This window comes from Paraburkholderia sp. NPDC080076 (assembly GCF_050281145.1).
Lineage (GTDB): Bacteria > Pseudomonadota > Gammaproteobacteria > Burkholderiales > Burkholderiaceae > Paraburkholderia.
The window spans coordinates 1107673-1125949 of the sequence record NZ_JBNNWQ010000001.1; the positions used below are offsets into that span (position 1 = coordinate 1107673).

Here is an 18277-nt window from a genome sequence, read left to right on the forward strand (position 1 = left end):
TCGTGGCGTGCCGCTTTCAACTCGCCTGAGCGAACGCCCAGCAGTCGTTGGCGGGGAATTCGATCCAGTGACGGCCGGCCGCGCGCGGCACGTGCCCGAAGGCGCGCAGCCGCAGGTCGCCGCAATGGAACAGGTATTCCCAGCGGTCGCCGAGATACATCGACGTGACGAGCTCGGCTTCGAGCCGGTTGGTGCCGGGACCGTCGGCGACCTGCACGCGCTCGAGGCGGATCACGGCTTGCGCGTGTTGACCGGCCGTGAGCGCTTCGCGTGCTTGCGCCTGCAGTTGCCAGCCGTCGCCGGCAAGCGTCACGCGTTCGCCGTCGACCGCGGTCACGCGCGCCTCGATGCGGTTGTTGCTGCCCATGAATTCGGCCGTGTAGAGCGAGCGGGGCGCGCCGTACAGTTCGGCCGGCGTGCCTTCCTGTTCGATACGTCCGTTGCGCAGCAAGAGGATGCGGTCGGACATCGCCATCGCCTCGGTCTGGTCGTGCGTCACGCACAACGCCGAGAGGCCCAATGACACGATCAGCTCGCGCAGCCAGGCGCGCGCTTCTTCGCGCAGCTTGGCGTCGAGATTGGAGAGCGGTTCGTCGAGCAGAATCACCGGCGGGTTGTAGACGAGCGCCCGCGCAATCGCCACGCGTTGTTGCTGGCCGCCGGAAAGCTGATACGGATAACGCGCGGCGAGGTGGCCGAGGCCGAGTTGGTCGAGCGCGGCCTGCACGCGTTTTTTCTGCTCGGTAGCGCTGACGCGCCGCAGTTTCAATCCATACCCGACGTTCTCGGCCACCGTGCGATGCGGCCACAGCGCATACGACTGGAACACGAGCCCGAGCGAGCGCTGCTCGACCGGCAGATCGACATGCGCCGCGCCGTCGAAAAACGCCTTGCCGTCCAGTTCGATGCGGCCCGACGACGGCTGTTCGAGACCGGCTACCGCGCGCAGCAGCGTGGTCTTGCCGCTGCCCGACGCGCCCAGCAGGCAGACCACTTCGCCGGGATTCAGTTCGAACGACACACCTTTGAGAATCGGGTTGTCGCCATAGCTGAGAAAGAGGTTGTCGACCGAGAGCTTATCCATGCAATTTCACTCCGAAGCGCAGCGCGACGCCGAGTCCGGCGCCGACCATCGCGATGTTGATGACAGAAAGCGCGGCGACCTGATCCACCGACCCGGTGGCCCACAGCGAGACGAGCAGCGCGCCGATCACTTCCGTGCCGGGCGAGAGCAGATAGACGGCGGTCGAATACTCGCGCTCGAAGATCATGAAAATCAGCAGCCACGCAGCGAGCAGGCCGAAGCGCACCAGTGGCAGCGTCACATCGAGGCTGACGCGTGCGCGCGTTGCGCCGACGCTGCGTCCTGCTTCTTCGAGCTCAGGCCCGACTTGCAGCAGCGCGCTCTGAATCAGACGCATGCCGTAGGCGAGCCACACAACGGTGTACGCGATCCAGATGCTCCACATGGAGTTCTTCAGTTCCTTGAGGCCGGGCACGAACAGGAACACCCACAGGAACGCGAGACCGGCGAGCAGGCCCGGCACCGCGCGCGGCAGCAGCACGAGGTAATCGAGCAGGCGCGTGGCCCAGTCGTTGCGGCGGTGGCCGGCGAACGCCACCAGCGAATAGAAGCCCACTGCCAACGCGCCGCCGAATACGCCGATGCCGAGCGTGTTGAGAATCGCGCGGACCAGGTTGTTCTGCTCGAACAGTTCGGTGAAGTTGGCGAGCGTGAGCGTATCCGCGAGATGCACGCCATGTCCCCAGTGTGTAACGAACGCACGCAGCGTGATGCCGGAGAGCGGCACGAACACCGTCAGCAGCAGCCACAGCGCCACGATCGCCAGCGCGACCCAGCGCCACGCGCCGAGCGGCAGCACGGTTTGACGTCCCGCCTTGCCCTTGACCGTGACGAAACGGTTCGCGCTCTTCAGCAGCCGGCGTTGCAGCAGCACGAGCGGGAACGTGATCGCGACGATGCACATCGCGACCGCGGCCATCAGGTGATACGAGGGCACGCCCAGCTTGTTGGTGAGCTTGTAGAGATACGTGGCCAGCACGAGGTGCCCTTCGGGATCGCCGAGCACGAGCGGCAGGCCGAATACTTCGAAGCCGAGAAAGAACACCAGCACGCCGGCGAACAACAGCGCGGGCAATGTCATCGGCAGGCTGACGTCGAGCGCGACGCGAAACGGCCGCGCGCCGGCGACACGCGCGGCTTCCTCGACGTCCGAGCCGAGATTGCGCAGCGCCGCCGACGAATACAGATACACGTGCGGCACATGCGTGAGGCCGACGATCACCGTGATGGCGAACACCGAGTAGACGGTCCACGGCGCTTCGGCGGTGCCGAACAACTCCATCCACCACACCGAGTAAAAACCGACCGGGCCGGCCGCGACCACATAGCCGAAGGCGAGCACCATCGGCGAGACGAACACGGGCGTGAGCAGCAGCGGCTCGAGCCAGCGGCGGCCCGGCAGGTCGGTGCGCACCATCAGGAACGCGAGAATGCCGCCGAGCGGAATCGAGATGAACAGCATCCCGGACGCGATGACAAAAGAGTTTTTCAGCGCGGACCAGAAGTCCGGGTCGCTGAAAATGAATTCGAAGCCAGCGAGGCCGAGCGTGCGTTTCGCGTCGAAGAACGGCGCGCTCAGCACGCTCTGCAACAGGATGAAGCCGAGCGGCAGCGCCACGGCCACGGTCAGCACCGCGACGACGAGCCAGCGCAGCAGCCCCATGAACGGCTGCAGTCCGCCGCGCGGCAGCGCGCCGATGGAGCCGCCGTCTGCCGCGTGCGGCGGCGCGGCGCGGCGTCCGGTTGCGCTAGTGGAAAGCATGAGGGTCCCCCTGCGGCACGCAGGCCGCATATCGACAGGTGTGGAAGGAAGGGCCGGCGGCCGCGTCGCAGTGCGGCCGCTTGCGTATCAAACGCGCATGGCTAGCGCTTGATCGACTGTTGCCATTGCTTGAGGAATTCGAGGCGCTTCGACTGGTCGAGATAGACCAGCAGTCCCGCACCGATCGGGATCGGTTTGAGGGAATCACCGAGTTGCTTCGTGAGGCCGGCCATCGACGTTTCGCCTTCCACGTCGGCGCGAATCGAGAACAGGCTCGCCTGATTAGCCAGCAGCGTCTGACCTCGTTGCGAGAGCAGATAGTCCACCCACAACTTCGCGGCGTTCGGGCTTTGCGCTTTCTTCGAAATCGTCACGAGGCGGCTGACGACCAGCGTGTAGTCCTTCGGATAGACATAACCGATCGACGGATCTTTCTTCGCCTTGGTCAGCGCGTACGAGCCGAGAATGTTGTAGCCGATCAGGTTCTCACCGGAAGAAATACGCTCCATCATCGCGCCCGTGCTCGATTGCAGCTTGGGGCCGGTGGCGCCCATGGCCTTGACCAGATCCCACGTGACCTGCGGGTTGACGCGTGCGTCCTGGGTCAGGTAGTTGAACCCGACGCCGGACTTTTCGATGTCGTAAGTGGTGACCCGGCCTTTGAACTGATCGGGCTTGGTTTGCAGCAATTTGATCAGATCGGCTCGCGTTTGCGGCACGTCGCCGGTCGGCACGAGGCGTTTGTTGTAGACGATCGCGAGCGGCTCGTAGGTGGTGCCGTAAGCCTGCTTCTGGTACTGCGCCCAGTGCGGCAACTGCTTCGCTTCGGGGGATTCGTAAGTGGCCATCAGGCCGTCGTTGACGAGCTTGACCTGCAGGTCCATGGCCGAGCTCCACAGCACGTCGGCACTGGTGCTGCTCGCCGCGTTTTCGCTGATGTAGCGGTTGTACAGTTCGGTGCTGTTCATGTCGTTGTACTCGACCTTGACGCCGTACAGGCTTTCAAAATCCTTGATGAGCGGGCGCACCAGCGCGGTGTCCGTGACCGAGTAGACGATCAGCTTGCCTTCCTTTTTTGCACCGTCGACCGTGGCCTGGTAATCACTCGGATAACCGGCTGGAATGGCCGCCCACGCTGAATGTGCGGCGAATGCGAGAGCGGCTGCGAGAACCTTCAAAGCGTTTTGCACGTCTTCCTCCAGAAAACTTCGTGTTGGTTTTGTGTAGGCGAATGGTAAGAGACAGGGGCTTTCTGAACGCTTTCAGTTTTCGAAGGAAATGCGTCACAATGGTCGAATTCGCCTCATGGATTTCCCTGGGATTCCGTTCTATGCGTGTGCTCCTCGTCGAAGACAATCCGATCCTTTCCCGCTCGCTGACTGACGCGCTGACCAGCGCGAAACTCACCGTCGACTGCATGCATGACGGCGAGTCCGCCGACCATGTTTTGCGCACCCAGGACTACGCACTGGTGATTCTCGATATCGGCTTGCCGAAGCTCGGCGGCCTCGAAGTGCTGCGCCGTTTGCGGGCGCGCCGCAATGCAGTGCCGGTGCTGATGCTGACCGCGCACGGTTCGGTGGAAGAGCGCGTGCGCGGTCTCGATCTCGGTGCCGACGACTACCTCGCCAAGCCATTCGCGCTCACCGAACTCGAAGCGCGCGCGCGTGCGCTCTTGCGCCGCAGTCATGGGCAGGAGCCGTTGCATGCGCAATGCGGCACGCTGCTTTACGACAGTGTGGATCGCGGCTTCACGCTCGACGGCGAAGCACTCGCGCTGACGCCGCGCGAGCGTTCGGTGCTCGAAGTGCTGATCCTGCGCAACGGCCGCGCGATCAACAAGGACACGTTGTCGGAGAAGATCTTCGGGCTCGACGAATCGGTGAACGCGGACGCCATCGAAATCTATGTGCACCGCCTGCGCAAGAAACTCGAACACAGTTCGGTGGGCATCGTGACGCTGCGCGGGCTCGGCTATCTGCTGGAAGCAAAAAGCGCATGACGCGGCCGAATCTGCGCGTACGGATCGCGCTGTGGTTGTTGCTGCCGCTACTTCTGCTGCTCGCCCTGGACGCATGGCTCACCTATCAGCGCGCGATGAACGCGGCGCACGCGGCCTTCGACCGGGCGCTCGAATTTTCACTGCGCTCGATCCGCGACGGCATCCGTTTGCGCGACGGCGAGATCGAAGTCGATCTGCCGTACCTCGCGCTGGAGATGTTCGAATCGAACGGCGGCGGCAACATCTACTATCAGATTCGCGAGGAAGGTGGCCGCGTGGTGACGGGCTATCCCGACTTGCCGGACCCCGGAAAAGTGCCGGGCGAGCCCTACAGCGTGCGGTTCTATAACGACGTGTTTCGCGGCCGTCCGCTGCGCATCGCCATGCTCAGGCTGCCCGTGCACGACGTGCCGAGCGCGCAGACGCGCGTGGTACTGGTGAGAGTCGGCGAAACGATCGAGCAGCGTCAAGCGTTGGCGCGCGAGATTCTGACCGGGTCGCTGCAACAGGAAGGATTGTTGGTGGTGCTCGCGCTCGGCATCGTCTGGTTGGGCGTGGCGCGCGGCTTGCGGCCGTTGAACCGCCTGTCGGCGAAAGTGGCCGCACGCGCCGAGGACGATCCGACGCCGCTCGACACCGTCGGTCTGCCGAGCGAAGTGGCGCCGCTGGTCGATTCGATCAATCAGTACATCGGCCGCACGCAGTTGATGCAGTCGTCGCGCCGGCGGTTTTTCAACGACGCCGCGCATCAGTTGAAAACGCCGCTTGCGGTGATTCAGGCGGAGTCCGAACTGGCGTTGCGCGATATCGATGTCGTGGAGGAAAGTACGGGGGGCAATCGCCGGCAAGGGGTGCATTTGCGGCGGCTGAATCGCGCCGTGCAGCAGGCGGTGCGCATCGTGCAGCAGTTGCTGTCGCTCTCGCGGCTCGACGCGGACAGCGGCTACACGGTCAAGCATGCGTCGGTGCCGCTGCATAAGGTGGCGCGCAGCGTCACGCTCGACTGGTCGCCGGTGGCGCGCTCGCGCGGCATCGATCTCGGTTTCGAACAGGACGTGCGTGTCGACGTGACGGGCCAGATCGATCTGCTTGCGGAACTGGTCGGCAATCTGATCGACAACGCCATCCGTTATTCCGGCGATGGCGCGGTGATTACCGTGCGGGTTGCGCGCGAAGGAGAACAATCCTTGCTGCAGGTGATCGACAACGGGCCGGGCATTGCCGCCGGCGAACGCGACGCGGTGTTCGAACGTTTCTATCGCAGCGAAGCGACGCAGGCGGTCGAGGGTAGCGGCCTGGGTTTATCGATCGTGCGGGAGATCGCGCGCGTGCACGGCGCGCAGGTCGCGCTCACCGACGCGCAAGGTGGCGGGTTGGTCGTCAGCGTGTTGTTTCCACCGTTGAAAGCGATGTGACGTTGGCGAGCAACTCAGCAACTCAGCGGCGGATCGGAAAGCGCTGTGCGTAAGCGGTGGGTGACGTGCCGTCGCTCCACGTTTCGCCATCGATCAATACCTTTGAAGCGCCTTCTTCCGGCACCGCCACGTTCACAGCGGTGGCCGCCTCGCGATACAACTGCGTCTGGTTGATCCGCGCGGCAATGTCCGCGTAATCCGCGCGCGCGTCGATCATGCCCCAGCGTTCGAACTGCGTGAGAAACCACGCGCCTTCGAACGCTTGCGGATAATTGACCGCGCCGTTGTCGAAGAAGCGCATGGGTAGACCGCCAGGTGCGGAAGCGGCAATTTCGTCGTCCAGGCGCGCGGCGATCAACGTTTCATCGATGCAGACATACTCGGGCCGCGCAAGCCAATGCGCGATTTCCTCGCGATGTCCCGCGCCGTCGAGCCAGCGGCACGCTTCGAGCATGGTCTGCACGAGTGCGCGTGCTGCATTCGGATTCGCGCCGACAAAATCGCGCCGGCACGCCAGCACTTTGTCGGGATGATCCGGCCACACGTCGCTCGTATAAGCGATCGTTCTGCCGACACTTTGCGCTTCCGCCTGCGCGTTCCAGGGCTCGCCGACACACAGGCCGTCGAGTTTGTCTTCGGCGAGCGCCGCGACCATTTGCGGCGGGGGAATCGCCACGCTCTCGATCTCGCGCAGCGGATCCACGCCTTGCGACGCGAGCCAGTAGTACAGCCACATCGCATGCGTGCCGGTCGGGAAAGTTTGCGCGAAGACCGGCTTGCGGCCGAGCGTCGCGAGTGCCTTGGGTAGTGTGCCGTGTTCGGCGAGCGCATCGGCGAGACGGTTCGACAGCGTGATGGCCTGGCCATTGCGGTTGAGCACCATCAGCACGGCCATATCCGTTTGCGGTCCGCCCAGGCCCAGTTGCACGCCGTAGACGAGTCCGTAGAGCGCGTGGGCCGCATCCAGATCGCCCGACAGCAGTTTGTCGCGCACGGCGGCCCATGACGGCTGACGCGACAGCTCCAGCGTCAGGCCGTGCGCATGGCCGAATTCGAGCAGCTTGGCGGCGACGAGCGGTGCGGCGTCCGAAAGCGCCACGAAGCCGAGCCGCAAATGGGTCTTCTCGAGTTGCCCCGATGTGGACGTTCTGGCGAGTGAAGTAGGAGAGTTCATGGACGGCGCTTCATTTGAGCGAGTCAGCCGCCGCGATGATGGCGCGCGCGACCTCGGCGAGTTTGACGCCCTGGTTCATCGCGCGTTTGCGCAGGTTGGCGTAGGCGGCGTGTTCGGTGATTTTCTGCTGATCCATCAGGATGCGCTTGGCGCGATCGATCAGCTTGCGCTCGGCGAGTTCGTTCTCGACTTGCGCGAGACGTTCGCGCAACTGCGATTCCTGCGCGAAACGCGCGAGCGCGACTTCGAGGATCGGCGCGAGGCGCTCGGTCGCGAGACCTTCGACCAGATAGGCCGTGACGCCCGCGCCGACGGCGTCGCGAATCAACTGCTGGTTGGCGTCGTGGCTGAACATCAGCACCGGACGCGGCGCGGTGGCGTTCATCACGGCGAGTTGTTCGAGCGTATCGCGCGACGGCGATTCCGTATCGATGATGATGACATCCGGCCGCTCGCACTGCACCACGCGATGCAGCGCTTGCGGCGTGGCGGTGCCTGCCAGCATCTCGTAGCCGAGGCGGGCAAGGGCGTCGCGAAGGTCGCCGATGGGCTTATCGGTGTCGGTTACGAGGAGAACGCGCAGCATGGAGTGGGGCTTTATCGACGGCTAGCCTCGTATTAAGCAACGGCTATGCCAGGCGGTACGCCCGAAGGTGAAACGAAAGCAATCACGGACTTAGCGGCTGCATGGGCCGCCGCGGCTGCACCTGCGCGGGGCACGCAAGGCCAATGCACCGAAGCGGCGCACGGCTGCGCCGCTTACTTCATCGACGCCATTCGCTATAACTGCGGGGCGAGAACAGAAAACTCACCGCGATCATTGCGACGACGCAGCCGGCCAGCATGATCCACGCGACACCGAAGCTTCCGCTCCAGCCGCGCACGAGGCCGGCTACGATCGGTGCAATAGCCGCCACGATGAAGCCGACGCCCTGGGTGAACGCGACGAGCTTGCCGGCTACGCGATGGTCGGCCGAATGATCCATGGCGGTCACGAGCGTCAACGAAAAAGTGCCGCCGAGTCCCGCGCCTGCCACGCCGACCCATAGCAAGGGCGCCGCGTCGGGCCAGACGATCAAGCCAAGCAATCCGAACAGTTGCGCCGCGAGGCCGAGCGTGAGCCACGGCCGCCGATCCCGGAACGACGCCGCGGCGAGCGGCAGCAACAGGGCGGCGGTGGCCTGGAACACCGTCATGCCCGCCAGCAGCGAACCGCTTGCCGCGACGCTCACGCCGCGCTGCTGATAAAACGCCGGCAACCATGCAACGAGACTCGTATAGCCGCCGTTGACGATGCCGAAGTAGAGCCCGAGCGTCCACGCGCGCCGCGTGCGCCAAAGCGAAAGGGTAACGCCGTTGACGGGAGCAGCCTTTGCCATGGCGCCGCCGGCGGAAGCCTGCCGGTTCAATGCCCACCAGCAGACCAGCGCGACGCAAGCCGGAATCGCCCACGCCGCGAGCCCCGCATGCCACGACCGCGTCGCGCGGCTCACCCACGGACTCAAACTCGCGCCCAACCCGCCGCCGCCCATGATGGACGCTGAGAACACGCCCATCGCAAGCGGCACGCGCGCATGAAAGCGCTGCTTCATCACGGCGGGCAGCAGCGCCTGGATCGCCGCGACGCCCACGCCCGCGAGCAACGCGGTGGCGAGCAGTGCCGTGCCGCTCGACGCCGTCCACCGTGCCGCGCAGGCCAACGCGATCGCTAGCAAGCCGAGCACGACACCGCGTGTTTCGCCGATCGTGCGGGTCAGCGCGCCCGCGCCGAATGCGCCGATGCCCATCGCGACGACCGGCAGGCTGGTCAGCAACGACGCGCCGTAGAAACTGAGGCCGGTTGCGTCGCGGATCGTCGTCATCAAAGGGCTGATCGACGTGAGTAGCGGGCGCAGATTGATGCCGATCGCGACGATCGCAGCCAGCCACACGATGTCCCGCCACTTCAGCGCCGTGGCGGCGTGGTGAGCGGGAGTACGGGGCGGGCTGGCGCTGGAAGGCGAATTCACAAGGGTCCTGTGGCGAGGGTTGGGCGGTGTGAAAAACCGTGCGAAGGCCTGGTTTTGGTCAACCATAATAACAAAAAATGGTTAACCATTTCCTAATGTCCGGTATAGCTCGCTGTATAGGGGCAGTTCTCGGCTTTGCGTGCCGAGTGCAATAGGTGTTCGTGGAAGTGTTAGCGCGCAGCTTCAGCTTGCGCCGCTCACGATGTGGGGCGCGACGAGATGCGGGCAACTTGCGAGGGTTGCGCGTTCAACGGATAGAGAGTCGCTCTGGCTTTTGTTCGAGATGGATGAGCGAGCGAAGGAGAGGCGATGTGTTAGCCGGAAAAGAGACGCTCACTCACGGGAAACTCTCCGTGAGTGCTCGTTGCTCTTCCGTCAACCGCGGCGATTACTGCAGATATCGGACTATCAGCCGCGTGGCTTCGTCGACGAGCGCTGCAAACGCTTTGTCCGAGAGACTCTCGGAATGGTGCACGACTGCTGTATGCGTCAGCGCCTCGATGGTTGTCACGCATCGAAACGAGCATCGTCGAGCAGGCGGGTATCGTGCCGCTGGCACCGAAGAACGGTGTCATCTCGCTTCCGGCCCTGCCTGATCCGTCGAAGCTCCTCGTCAGCCCTGTTCAAAAAAAGTGAAGCCGACGTCGAGAGAAGATACGCACATCAATCCGACTTCGCGCCTTTAGCGGCTGCACTGCACAGAACATCACCGTTCACTCCGGCCTGCCAAGCCTTCCCGCTAATTTCGATTTGTTCCTGCTGCGCAAGACTGTTTGTCGGACGCGGGCGTTCGAAATCCGAATCAATGCGCCTACATTGTCCTCTATCGGAGCCGTCGGCCCGATCGACAGTGAAGCCGAACGACCCATGTTCGAAGACATGTGGAGGCGTGGCGCGCGCAGCGCCCGCATCCCGCCATAGGAGTACACATGAGCGAAGCAAATCAACGCGCTGTGCGCGAGCTGAGTCATTTCATCGACGGCCGACGCGCCGCTGGCGCGAGCGGGCGGTTCGGCGATGTATTCGATCCGGCGCAAGGCCGGGTGGCGGCCCGCGTGCCGGTCGCAAACGCAGCTGAAGTGGACGCCGCCGTCGCCGCTGCGAAAGCCGCGTTCCCGGCCTGGAGCGAAACCGCGCCGCTCAAGCGCGCCCGTTTGATGTTCAAGTTCAAGGAACTGCTCGAGGCGCATTCGGACGAACTCGCCGAACTCATTACGCGCGACCACGGCAAGCTGTTTTCGGACGCGAAGGGCGAGGTGGTGCGCGGTATCGAAATCGTCGAATTCGCGTGTGGCATTCCGAACCTGCTCAAGACCGATTTCACCGATCAGATCAGCGGTGGCATCGACAACTGGAATCTACGTCAGCCGCTCGGCGTGGCCGCGGGCGTCACGCCGTTCAATTTCCCGATGGTAGTGCCGTGCTGGATGTTCGTGATGGCAGCTGCATGCGGCAACACGTTCGTGCTCAAGCCCTCGGAGCGCACGCCGTCGGCATCGATCCGGCTCGCCGAGCTGTTCATCGAGGCGGGCTTTCCCAGAGGCGTGTTCAATGTCGTGCATGGCGACAAGTCGGTCGTCGATGCGCTGATCGAGCACCCCGACGTGGCCGCGATATCGGTCGTCGGCTCGACGCCGGTCGCGCAATACATCTACAGCGAAAGCGCAAAGCGCGGCAAGCGCGTGCAGGCGTTGGGCAGTGCGAAAAACCACCTGGTCGTCATGCCCGACGCCGATCTCGATCAGGCGGTCGATGCGCTGATCGCCTCGTCGTATGGCTCGGCCGGCGAGCGCTGCATGGCGACCTCGGTCGCGGTCGCGGTAGGGCGTATCGGCGACGAACTCATCGAGCGTCTCGCGCCGCGCGTGCGCTCGCTCAGGATCGGCGGCGGCATGGAGCCCGATCTGGACATGGGGCCGCTCATCAGCGCCGCGCATCGCGCCAAGGTGCTGGGCTATATCAATGCGGGCGTCGCGGCGGGCGCCAGGCTCGTCGTCGATGGTCGCGGCCATCGCGTGCCCGGCCACGAAGAGGGTTTCTTTCTCGGCGGCTCGCTCTTTGACGACGTGAAGCCTGAGATGAGCATCTATCGGGAAGAGATTTTCGGGCCGGTCCTGTCGGTTGTCCGCGTGCCGGATCTCGCGAGTGCGATAGCACTCGTCAATGCGCACGAACTGGGAAACTGCGTATCGCTCTTTACTTCCGATGGCAGCGCGGCGCGCGCATTCTCCCGGCAGATTCACATCGGCATGGTGGGCATCAACGTGCCGAGTCCGGTGCCGCCGGCGTGGCATTCGTTCGGGGGCTGGAAGCGATCGTTGTTCGGCGATCATCACGCGTACGGCGAGGAAGCCGTGCGCTTTTACACGCACTACAAGAGCGTCATGCAGCGCTGGCCCGACAGCATCGCTAAAGGTGCGGAATTCGCGATGCCCGTGGCCCGGTAAGCCGAACCGGGCTCGCTCGTCATTGAAGCGGGCGGCAAGGACGGCTATCACTGGATTCGCGGCTATCTCTACTGAATCGGTGTAGTCGCCGTAGAGATTCCGGGAGAAGGCAGGACACGAGAAATCGTCGCCGCGTGGCGAGCGGCGGCGCGTTAAACATTGAGAGGCAGTACAGGAGCCCCTGCTAAACTCGTCGTGATTTCCGACTTAAGTGTCTTTGAGTAAGCCAATCATGAAGAGTAGTTCAAAAGGCGGCCTTGTTTATTCCACCGATGGCGGACGGATGTGTCCCGAGTGCAGCCAGGTGCTCGCGCAATGTGTCTGCAAGACGCTCGCCAAGGCACGAGCGGTAGGTGATGGTGTGGTGCGAGTGAGTCGCGAGACCAAGGGCCGGGGCGGGAAAAGCGTGACGCTCGTTAAAGGGCTGGCGCTCGATCCTCTTGCCTTGGCCTTGCTAGGCAAGCAGTTGCGCACGGCCTGCGGTTCTGGTGGAACGGTCAAGGATGGCGTGATCGAAGTGCAGGGTGATCATTGCGAGCGAGTCATCGAGGCGCTAAAAAAGTATGGCCACAGCGCGAAGAGGGCCGGGGGCTGAGCTCATCGCTTCCATTACCCGCTCGGTGATCCGGTTGAATGCCCGTCCCCACGGCCACAGCCTGGAACTCGACGCGGTTCGCGGACCTGGAAAGCGGCTTTCTCCAACGGTGACCATACGCCATGCCTCATGCTCCATCGGCCACCATGATCCCGCTTGCAAGACCCGTTCGAAACAGAGTCAGCGCTCATGGCCAGATTGGCAAGGCCGTGGCGCGCCGCCGAAAATATGGCGTAAGCTGAGCGCTCGACCGGAGGGTGACATCGGCGGCAAATCTGCGAACCGGGTTCGGTCGACTCGCGTTCGTCTCTTTCACAAGGAGGAAAGCGATGCGGACGATGAAGGCAGTGCAGGTGGCAAAGGCCGGCGGACCCCTGGAGGTCGTTGAACGGGACGTGCCGGAACCCGGTGCCGGACAGGTGCTCATCAAGATCCAGGCGTGCGGTATCTGCCACAGTGACGTGTTGACGAAAGAAGGGCAGTGGCCGGGCCTGGAATATCCGCGGGTGCCCGGGCACGAGATCGCAGGCGTCATCGACAAGGTCGGCGCGGGCGTTGAAGCATGGCAGGCGGGGCAGCGAGTCGGCGTCGGCTGGCACGGCGGACATTGCGGACGGTGCGAGCATTGCCGTCGAGGCGATTTTGTTCTGTGTCAGCGCGCACTCGTACCCGGCATCAGCTACGACGGCGGATATGCCGAGTTCATGGTGGCCCCGGTCGAAGCACTTGCGCGCATTCCGGATGATCTTTCCGATGTCGATGCCGCCCCTCTTCTGTGCGCGGGCATCACGACATTCAACGCGCTGCGCAACAGCGGCGCGCGTGCCGGAGACGTGGTCGCCGTTCTGGGCATTGGCGGACTTGGCCATCTCGGCGTGCAGTTCGCGCGAAAGATGGGATTTGTCACGGTAGCCATCGCGCGTGGGCAGGACAAGGCAAGTCTGGCGAAAGAGCTTGGCGCCCATCACTACATCGACAGCACGGCGGTGAACGTCGCAGAGGCGTTGCAGGCTCTGGGCGGCGCTCGCGTGATTCTTGCCACGGTCACCAGCGGTAAAGCGATGAGCGCCGTAGTGGGCGGCCTCGGATTGAACGGCAAGCTGATCATGGTTGGACTCTCCGAAGAGCCCGTCGAGGTGCCGATCGCGCAGTTCATCATGGGGCGAAATTCGGTGCAAGGCTGGCCGTCGGGCACGTCGGCGGATTCTCAGGACACGCTCGCCTTCAGCGCGCTATCGGGCATCAAACCGATGATCGAAGAATTCCCGCTAACGAAAGCTGCCGAGGCCTACGACCGGATGATGAGTGGCGCCGCGCGGTTCAGGGTTGTGCTCAACACGGGACAATAGAAGCGCGCGACTTTCGGCCGTGTTTGAGGCGTCTTCACATCGGCACGGTCGACGCCCCTACGATCCCACGTCGTGTTAGAACGTCTGCCGCGAAGCCGGAAGCCTGCATCTCTTCAACTTAAACCACGAAGTGCCGCAGCAGCATCGCCGCGGCTCTTCGGCGTTCACGTTGAAAACTCGCGATGTCCATCGACCGTCTTCGCGCGGAGAAGATTCAACGCAAGCACGACACGGGCGTCCGCTTGCCCGAACCGTGGATGATGGCGCAGGCTGCCCGCCGCCGCTAGAATGCCAGCCGATATCGCTCCATTCCCGATTACATAATTCATGGCTCCACGTCCCCGGCGTCCGTCGTCTGCCGACACGGAAACGCCCATTCAAGCTGCACGCGACGACGATTCGATCAGCGTCGAAGAGCGTATTTACGCGTGCATTACCGCCGCGCTGTTGCAGGGGCGCCTGCGGCCGGGCGCGCAACTCGTCGAACGCGATCTTGCTGCCGCGTTCGGCTGCACGCGCGGCGCGCTGCGCAAGGTGCTGGCGCGGCTGGGCTTCGAGGGCAAGCTCGTGCTGGAGGCGAATCGCGGTGCGTTCGTGCCGTCGCCGTCGGAAGAGGACATTCGCCAGGTGTATCGCGCGCGGCAGATCGTCGAGGCGGGCATCGTCGCGGCTTTGTGCGGGGCGTTGAGCGCGCAGCACAAGCGGCGCTTGCGCGCGCATGTGCGCAGCGAAGAGAAGGCGTTGAGCGCGGGCGCCGTCGAAGAGTCCGTGCGTCTTGCCGGCCAGTTCCACGTGCTGCTGACTGAGTTGGCGGGCGGCACGGAGTTGCTCGGGCTGGTCGGGCAACTGGTCGCCAAGACGGAACTGTACAAAGCGCTGTTCGACCCGTCGAAGGGTTCGACCTGCTCCGCGGACGAACACACGCAAATCATCGACGCCCTCGATGCGGGCGATCTCGACGTGGCACTGTCGGCGATGCGCGAGCATCTGGCGGAATTGGAGGAGCGGGTAGTCGAGCAGGTGCGCAAAAGCGCCGTCGGCGAGGATCTCGGGACGGTGTTCGGGCTTTAAGCGCGTGTATGCAGGAAGCGAGGAAAGCGTGTGAAACGCACGCTGGCGACAGAAAGGGCCAGGCGCTAAAGCGAATCGGGCAAAACCAGGCTGCAACGAAGCGATGCCGCAGCGCGCCGCTCAGGCTCGAGTCAACGAGTCAAGCCGGAGAAGGCGCGCGAATGGCTTCGCGTACAACTTAATCGCAATGGATCACGCCAGGACCGTGCGCGGCGCGGTCAGCGTGCCGCCAGCCTTAACGGCGACGGAATTGCGTGTTGCGAGCACCGCCGCCACCGGTGGCGCGCTCGTCTTTGTGACGGAAATTGATCCGGCCTTTGGTCAGATCGTAGACCGACAGTTCCAGCGTCACGCGGTCGCCCGCGAGAATACGGATGTGGTTCTTGCGCATGCGTCCGGACGCGTAAGCGCCAACCACGACGCCGTTGTCGAGCGTCACGCGGTAACGGCTGTCCGGAAGTACTTCGTCGACGATACCGTCAAGTTCAAGCAGTTCTTCTTTCGCCATGCATAACTCCTGGTCGATGGGATAAGGGGTGTTGGTCGCCCACGCCGGGCAGCACAACATCAGATGGGGGCAAAAGCGGGCTTTTCGAGCCCGCCGTCCTGCGGCATCAGCCTATGCGCTGATAGTACCGCTCAAAGATCGGCGACGGACTGGCCGTCTACACGGCCGTCGATCAATTGCTCGGCGTGGGCCATGCACGCAATGCGCGCCTTGCCCGTGCCGTCGAACGGAAACAGGTACTGCAGACGGAACACACGCCCGTCGGCGGCCGGATTGGCGCCCACGCGGCAGATGCGCACCGACGCGTCGTAGCCGGCGTCCGGATTGCGGCTCGTCTGACCGTCCGCCGGGCGGCGCGGATAGACGAGCGGGTGAATTTCATAACCCTTGTACGTCTTGACAACTGAATTCATGAAGCACGTGTCCTGTAATACGTGGCCGGCGTGTCACGCGTGTTACGCGCGGCACGACAGGCCGGGCAGCGCAGCACCTTGGGGCGCGCCGCCATGGAAAAAGGTTGGCACAGGCCCGATCGCAAGGGCTTGAGCGCGGCCGCGCAAAATCGCGGATTCGATGGAGAAGAAACACGCTGATGTCGCGCGGACATCGGGCGCGTAAAGCTGAACACTCAGCTGCACAACTCGCGACGGCGAATGCATGCGACGCATTGCCGGGGTGACGGGATCGCCGACAGGCGGTCGAACAGTCGGGGGTGGTGCGCAGACGCCGGTTTTAGACTGCCCGGTGTTGCCTGATCAAGCCGGTTGTTGCCTGGTAATGCGAATGCGGCGAATGCGGGATACAGCTATTCCAATATGATGCACTAAATAGGGCTAATTGGATAGCAAAAAGTTCCACGCAGGGACAAACCGCCCGGCCGGCGGGGCTTTGCGAGCGACGCGATCGTCGCGAACGGCGTGCCGGGGCATGAGCGGCACGCCGGGTGAGGGGTTGCGCCGTGACGGCGCGGGCGCTGGACGATCAACAGACTCGCGTTTCAGCGGGAAGTTTCGCTCACGCGCTTTTGCAACTCTCGCGACGCCGCCAGCGGAATGCGGGCGTCGTCCCAGCCGGCCAGCCATTCGACTTCCTTCGACGTGAAGATCTGTCCGTGATTGCGCAGCGTGTATTGCAGCGAATCGATGATGTGATTGCGGATGATTTCCGGCGTGCCTTCGTCATCGAGCACGGCGCGAAACGCTTCAAGCGTGGCCATCTGTTGCTCCGTCAAATAGATGGGTCTTTTATCGCACGAAAAAAAATCGCTCGCCAAGCGGACAAAAATCGCCGCATGACTATGGGGGCAGCGTTTGCTTTTTTGACGACGTGGCCGGCGCCGCGGTCGCCGTGGCCGGGCCGGGTGGCTACAATGGCGAGTTGCCGCATCCTTCGAACACTGCGACCCCATGCGCAACCCAAACGTGTCTCCTGTGAAAGACCTGCTGCTCGAGCGCTACGCTCCCATCGCCGACGGCATCGCGGCGCTTTTCTATCCGTGCGCCGAAGTGGTGATTCACGACCTGCGCGATCAGACCATCGCGTACCTCGTGAACAACCTGTCGAAGCTCGAAGTCGGCGGGCCGTCGGTGCTGGACGAAGTCCATTACGCGGCGCGCGGCCAGACCATCGGACCGTACGAGAAGCTCAACTGGGACGGCCGGCGCATGCGTTGCGTGAGCAACATCCTGTTCGACGACGACGGCAAGCCGGCCGGCATGCTGTGCATCAACTTCAATATCGCGGTGTTCGAAGATGTGCGCTCCACGCTCGATCTGTTCATCAAGGGCGGCAATCTGACGGACGCGCCCGCGGAGGAACTGTTCCGCGACGACTGGCAGGACCGCATCAACACATACCTGCATACGTGGCTGCGCGAACGCCAGATCGGCATCAATGCGCTCACGCGCGAACACAAGCGGGAAATCGTCGAGGCGCTGCACGCACAAGGCGCGTTTCGCGGCCGCAGTTCCGCGAACTACGTGGCCGCCGTGCTGACGATGGGACGCGCCACCGTCTACAAGATTCTCAAGCAGATGAAAGAGGGCGGCTGACGGTTCAACCGTCGCTGAATCGCCGATTGGTCAATTCAGGGAGGATAAGCATGGTGCGTTACCGGCACTACAAAGGCGGGATTTACGAACTGGTTTGCGAGGCCACGCTCGAGCCGGATCCGACGGTCACGATGATCGTCTACAAAGCCAGCGATGGTACGACCTGGACGCGTCCAGCCTCGGTATTTTTCGAACTGGTCGAAGTCGACGGCGCCAAGGTGCCGCGCTTCGCACCGATCAACTAGCCATTATCAACAAAGGGAAATCTGCATGCGGCTACTGCTTGCCATCATTCTGCCGTGGTTCCAGTTCTTCACGATCGGCCGCCCGTTCGCGGGCATCATCTGCCTGATCCTGCAGATCACGCTGATCGGCTGGATTCCGGCCGCGATCTGGTCGGTGTACGCGCTGAGCCAGTACAACACCGACAAGAAAATCGCCCAGGCGATGGGTAACGGGCGTTAAGGCCGGCGATGCGCGCCGCGCTTCACTTGAGCGGCGGCAATTCGACCGCATCCGGCGCTTCGATCACCACATCGGATTCCGCGATCGCTACGCACGGCAGAATATAGCCTTCCTGTTTTTCTTCCCGGCTGAGCCCAGGCCATTCGATCGTGTAGCGCACGCGTCCCGCAGTCATTTTGCACAGACACGTGCGGCACGTCCCATTTCGGCACGAGCGCGGCAAGCGCAGATTCGCAAAGCCGGCGGCTTCGAGAATCGTGAGCGAATCGGGCGCTTCGAAGGTGTGGCCGAGCGGCTCGACGCGAACGAGAGGCGGGCGGGTAGAGTCGGACATCGTGTGAATCT

At 63.5% G+C, this 18277-nt stretch carries 20 protein-coding genes; 10 read left to right on the top strand and 10 right to left on the bottom strand.

Translation table 11 applies throughout. The features are described from left to right. Positions 1-16 precede the first annotated feature (16 nt). The 3 genes from ACQKRQ_RS04995 to ACQKRQ_RS05005 all read right to left on the bottom strand — a co-directional run bounded on the left by ACQKRQ_RS04995 (position 17) and on the right by ACQKRQ_RS05005 (position 4036). Positions 17-1084: an ABC transporter ATP-binding protein gene (locus ACQKRQ_RS04995; protein ID WP_427475451.1), complete on the bottom strand. Its 1068-nt coding sequence runs from the start codon at positions 1082-1084 to the stop codon at positions 17-19. Further along, positions 1077-2846: an ABC transporter permease gene (locus ACQKRQ_RS05000; protein WP_427475453.1), complete on the bottom strand. Its 1770-nt coding sequence runs from the start codon at positions 2844-2846 to the stop codon at positions 1077-1079. The genes ACQKRQ_RS04995 and ACQKRQ_RS05000 overlap by 8 nt, the downstream gene beginning before the upstream one ends. 101 nt (positions 2847-2947) lie before the next feature. Next, a complete protein-coding gene (locus ACQKRQ_RS05005) occupies positions 2948-4036 on the bottom strand; it encodes an ABC transporter substrate-binding protein (protein ID WP_427475454.1) in 1089 nt (362 codons plus the stop codon). Between the two features lie 140 nt (positions 4037-4176). On the opposite strand from ACQKRQ_RS05005, the gene ACQKRQ_RS05010 reads away from it, so the two are divergent. Both ACQKRQ_RS05010 and ACQKRQ_RS05015 read left to right on the top strand, forming a co-directional pair. Further along, the gene (locus ACQKRQ_RS05010; RefSeq protein ID WP_132377469.1) at positions 4177-4848 is read left to right on the top strand and encodes a response regulator; all 672 of its coding nucleotides are present in this window, start codon (positions 4177-4179) and stop codon (positions 4846-4848) included. Further along, the gene (locus ACQKRQ_RS05015) at positions 4845-6263 is read left to right on the top strand and encodes a sensor histidine kinase N-terminal domain-containing protein (protein WP_427475456.1); all 1419 of its coding nucleotides are present in this window, start codon (positions 4845-4847) and stop codon (positions 6261-6263) included. Before ACQKRQ_RS05010 ends, ACQKRQ_RS05015 begins: the two co-directional genes overlap by 4 nt. Positions 6264-6285: 22 nt before the next feature. Here the strand turns inward: ACQKRQ_RS05015 and ACQKRQ_RS05020 are convergent, their stop codons facing one another. From ACQKRQ_RS05020 to ACQKRQ_RS05030, 3 genes are all read right to left on the bottom strand, one after another. Beyond that, the gene (locus ACQKRQ_RS05020; protein WP_427475458.1) at positions 6286-7437 is read right to left on the bottom strand and encodes a CmpA/NrtA family ABC transporter substrate-binding protein; all 1152 of its coding nucleotides are present in this window, start codon (positions 7435-7437) and stop codon (positions 6286-6288) included. Positions 7438-7447: 10 nt separating this feature from the next. After that, positions 7448-8023, bottom strand: a complete 576-nt coding sequence (locus ACQKRQ_RS05025; protein WP_132377466.1) for an ANTAR domain-containing response regulator — start codon at positions 8021-8023, stop codon at positions 7448-7450. A 178-nt stretch (positions 8024-8201) separates the two neighbouring features. Further along, positions 8202-9446 carry a cyanate transporter gene (locus ACQKRQ_RS05030; protein ID WP_427475461.1) on the bottom strand — a complete coding sequence of 415 codons (1245 nt, stop codon included), beginning with the start codon at positions 9444-9446 and terminating at the stop codon, positions 8202-8204. A 504-nt stretch (positions 9447-9950) separates the two neighbouring features. Between ACQKRQ_RS05030 and ACQKRQ_RS05035 the strand changes: the two genes are divergently transcribed. From ACQKRQ_RS05035 to ACQKRQ_RS05055, 5 genes are all read left to right on the top strand, one after another. After that, complete coding sequence (locus ACQKRQ_RS05035; RefSeq protein WP_427475463.1) at positions 9951-10082, top strand: hypothetical protein; 132 nt, start codon at positions 9951-9953, stop codon at positions 10080-10082. 293 nt (positions 10083-10375) lie between these two features. Next, positions 10376-11893 carry a CoA-acylating methylmalonate-semialdehyde dehydrogenase gene (locus ACQKRQ_RS05040; protein ID WP_427475465.1) on the top strand — a complete coding sequence of 506 codons (1518 nt, stop codon included), beginning with the start codon at positions 10376-10378 and terminating at the stop codon, positions 11891-11893. A 232-nt stretch (positions 11894-12125) separates the two neighbouring features. Then, positions 12126-12488: a translation initiation factor Sui1 gene (locus ACQKRQ_RS05045; protein ID WP_132377463.1), complete on the top strand. Its 363-nt coding sequence runs from the start codon at positions 12126-12128 to the stop codon at positions 12486-12488. A gap of 329 nt (positions 12489-12817) precedes the next feature. Further along, positions 12818-13837, top strand: a complete 1020-nt coding sequence (locus tag ACQKRQ_RS05050) for an alcohol dehydrogenase (RefSeq protein WP_427475467.1) — start codon at positions 12818-12820, stop codon at positions 13835-13837. A gap of 327 nt (positions 13838-14164) precedes the next feature. Beyond that, positions 14165-14908 carry a GntR family transcriptional regulator gene (locus ACQKRQ_RS05055; protein ID WP_427475469.1) on the top strand — a complete coding sequence of 248 codons (744 nt, stop codon included), beginning with the start codon at positions 14165-14167 and terminating at the stop codon, positions 14906-14908. A 235-nt stretch (positions 14909-15143) separates the two neighbouring features. Here the strand turns inward: ACQKRQ_RS05055 and infA are convergent, their stop codons facing one another. The 3 genes from infA to ACQKRQ_RS05070 form a co-directional block, all read right to left on the bottom strand. Continuing rightward, positions 15144-15416 (bottom strand): translation initiation factor IF-1, encoded by a 273-nt coding sequence (infA, locus tag ACQKRQ_RS05060; protein WP_012427521.1) that lies wholly within the window; start codon positions 15414-15416, stop codon positions 15144-15146. A gap of 131 nt (positions 15417-15547) precedes the next feature. Then, on the bottom strand, positions 15548-15829 hold the full coding sequence (locus tag ACQKRQ_RS05065; RefSeq protein WP_035557986.1) for a hypothetical protein: 282 nt from the start codon (positions 15827-15829) through the stop codon (positions 15548-15550). 584 nt (positions 15830-16413) lie between these two features. Next, entirely contained in the window at positions 16414-16632 is a 219-nt protein-coding gene (locus ACQKRQ_RS05070; protein ID WP_132377461.1) for a hypothetical protein, read from the bottom strand. Between the two features lie 190 nt (positions 16633-16822). On the opposite strand from ACQKRQ_RS05070, the gene ACQKRQ_RS05075 reads away from it, so the two are divergent. From ACQKRQ_RS05075 to ACQKRQ_RS05085, 3 genes are read left to right on the top strand one after another with little or no spacing between them, the layout of a single operon-like run. Next, the gene (locus ACQKRQ_RS05075) at positions 16823-17467 is read left to right on the top strand and encodes a helix-turn-helix transcriptional regulator (RefSeq protein WP_095421107.1); all 645 of its coding nucleotides are present in this window, start codon (positions 16823-16825) and stop codon (positions 17465-17467) included. A 50-nt stretch (positions 17468-17517) separates the two neighbouring features. Further along, positions 17518-17712 carry a DUF1653 domain-containing protein gene (locus ACQKRQ_RS05080; RefSeq protein ID WP_427475472.1) on the top strand — a complete coding sequence of 65 codons (195 nt, stop codon included), beginning with the start codon at positions 17518-17520 and terminating at the stop codon, positions 17710-17712. 25 nt (positions 17713-17737) lie between these two features. Beyond that, on the top strand, positions 17738-17932 hold the full coding sequence (locus ACQKRQ_RS05085) for a YqaE/Pmp3 family membrane protein (protein WP_408255431.1): 195 nt from the start codon (positions 17738-17740) through the stop codon (positions 17930-17932). 22 nt (positions 17933-17954) lie between these two features. Here the strand turns inward: ACQKRQ_RS05085 and ACQKRQ_RS05090 are convergent, their stop codons facing one another. Next, positions 17955-18266, bottom strand: coding sequence for a 2Fe-2S iron-sulfur cluster-binding protein (locus ACQKRQ_RS05090; RefSeq protein ID WP_132377459.1), 312 nt, complete (start codon positions 18264-18266; stop codon positions 17955-17957). Positions 18267-18277 lie beyond the last annotated feature (11 nt).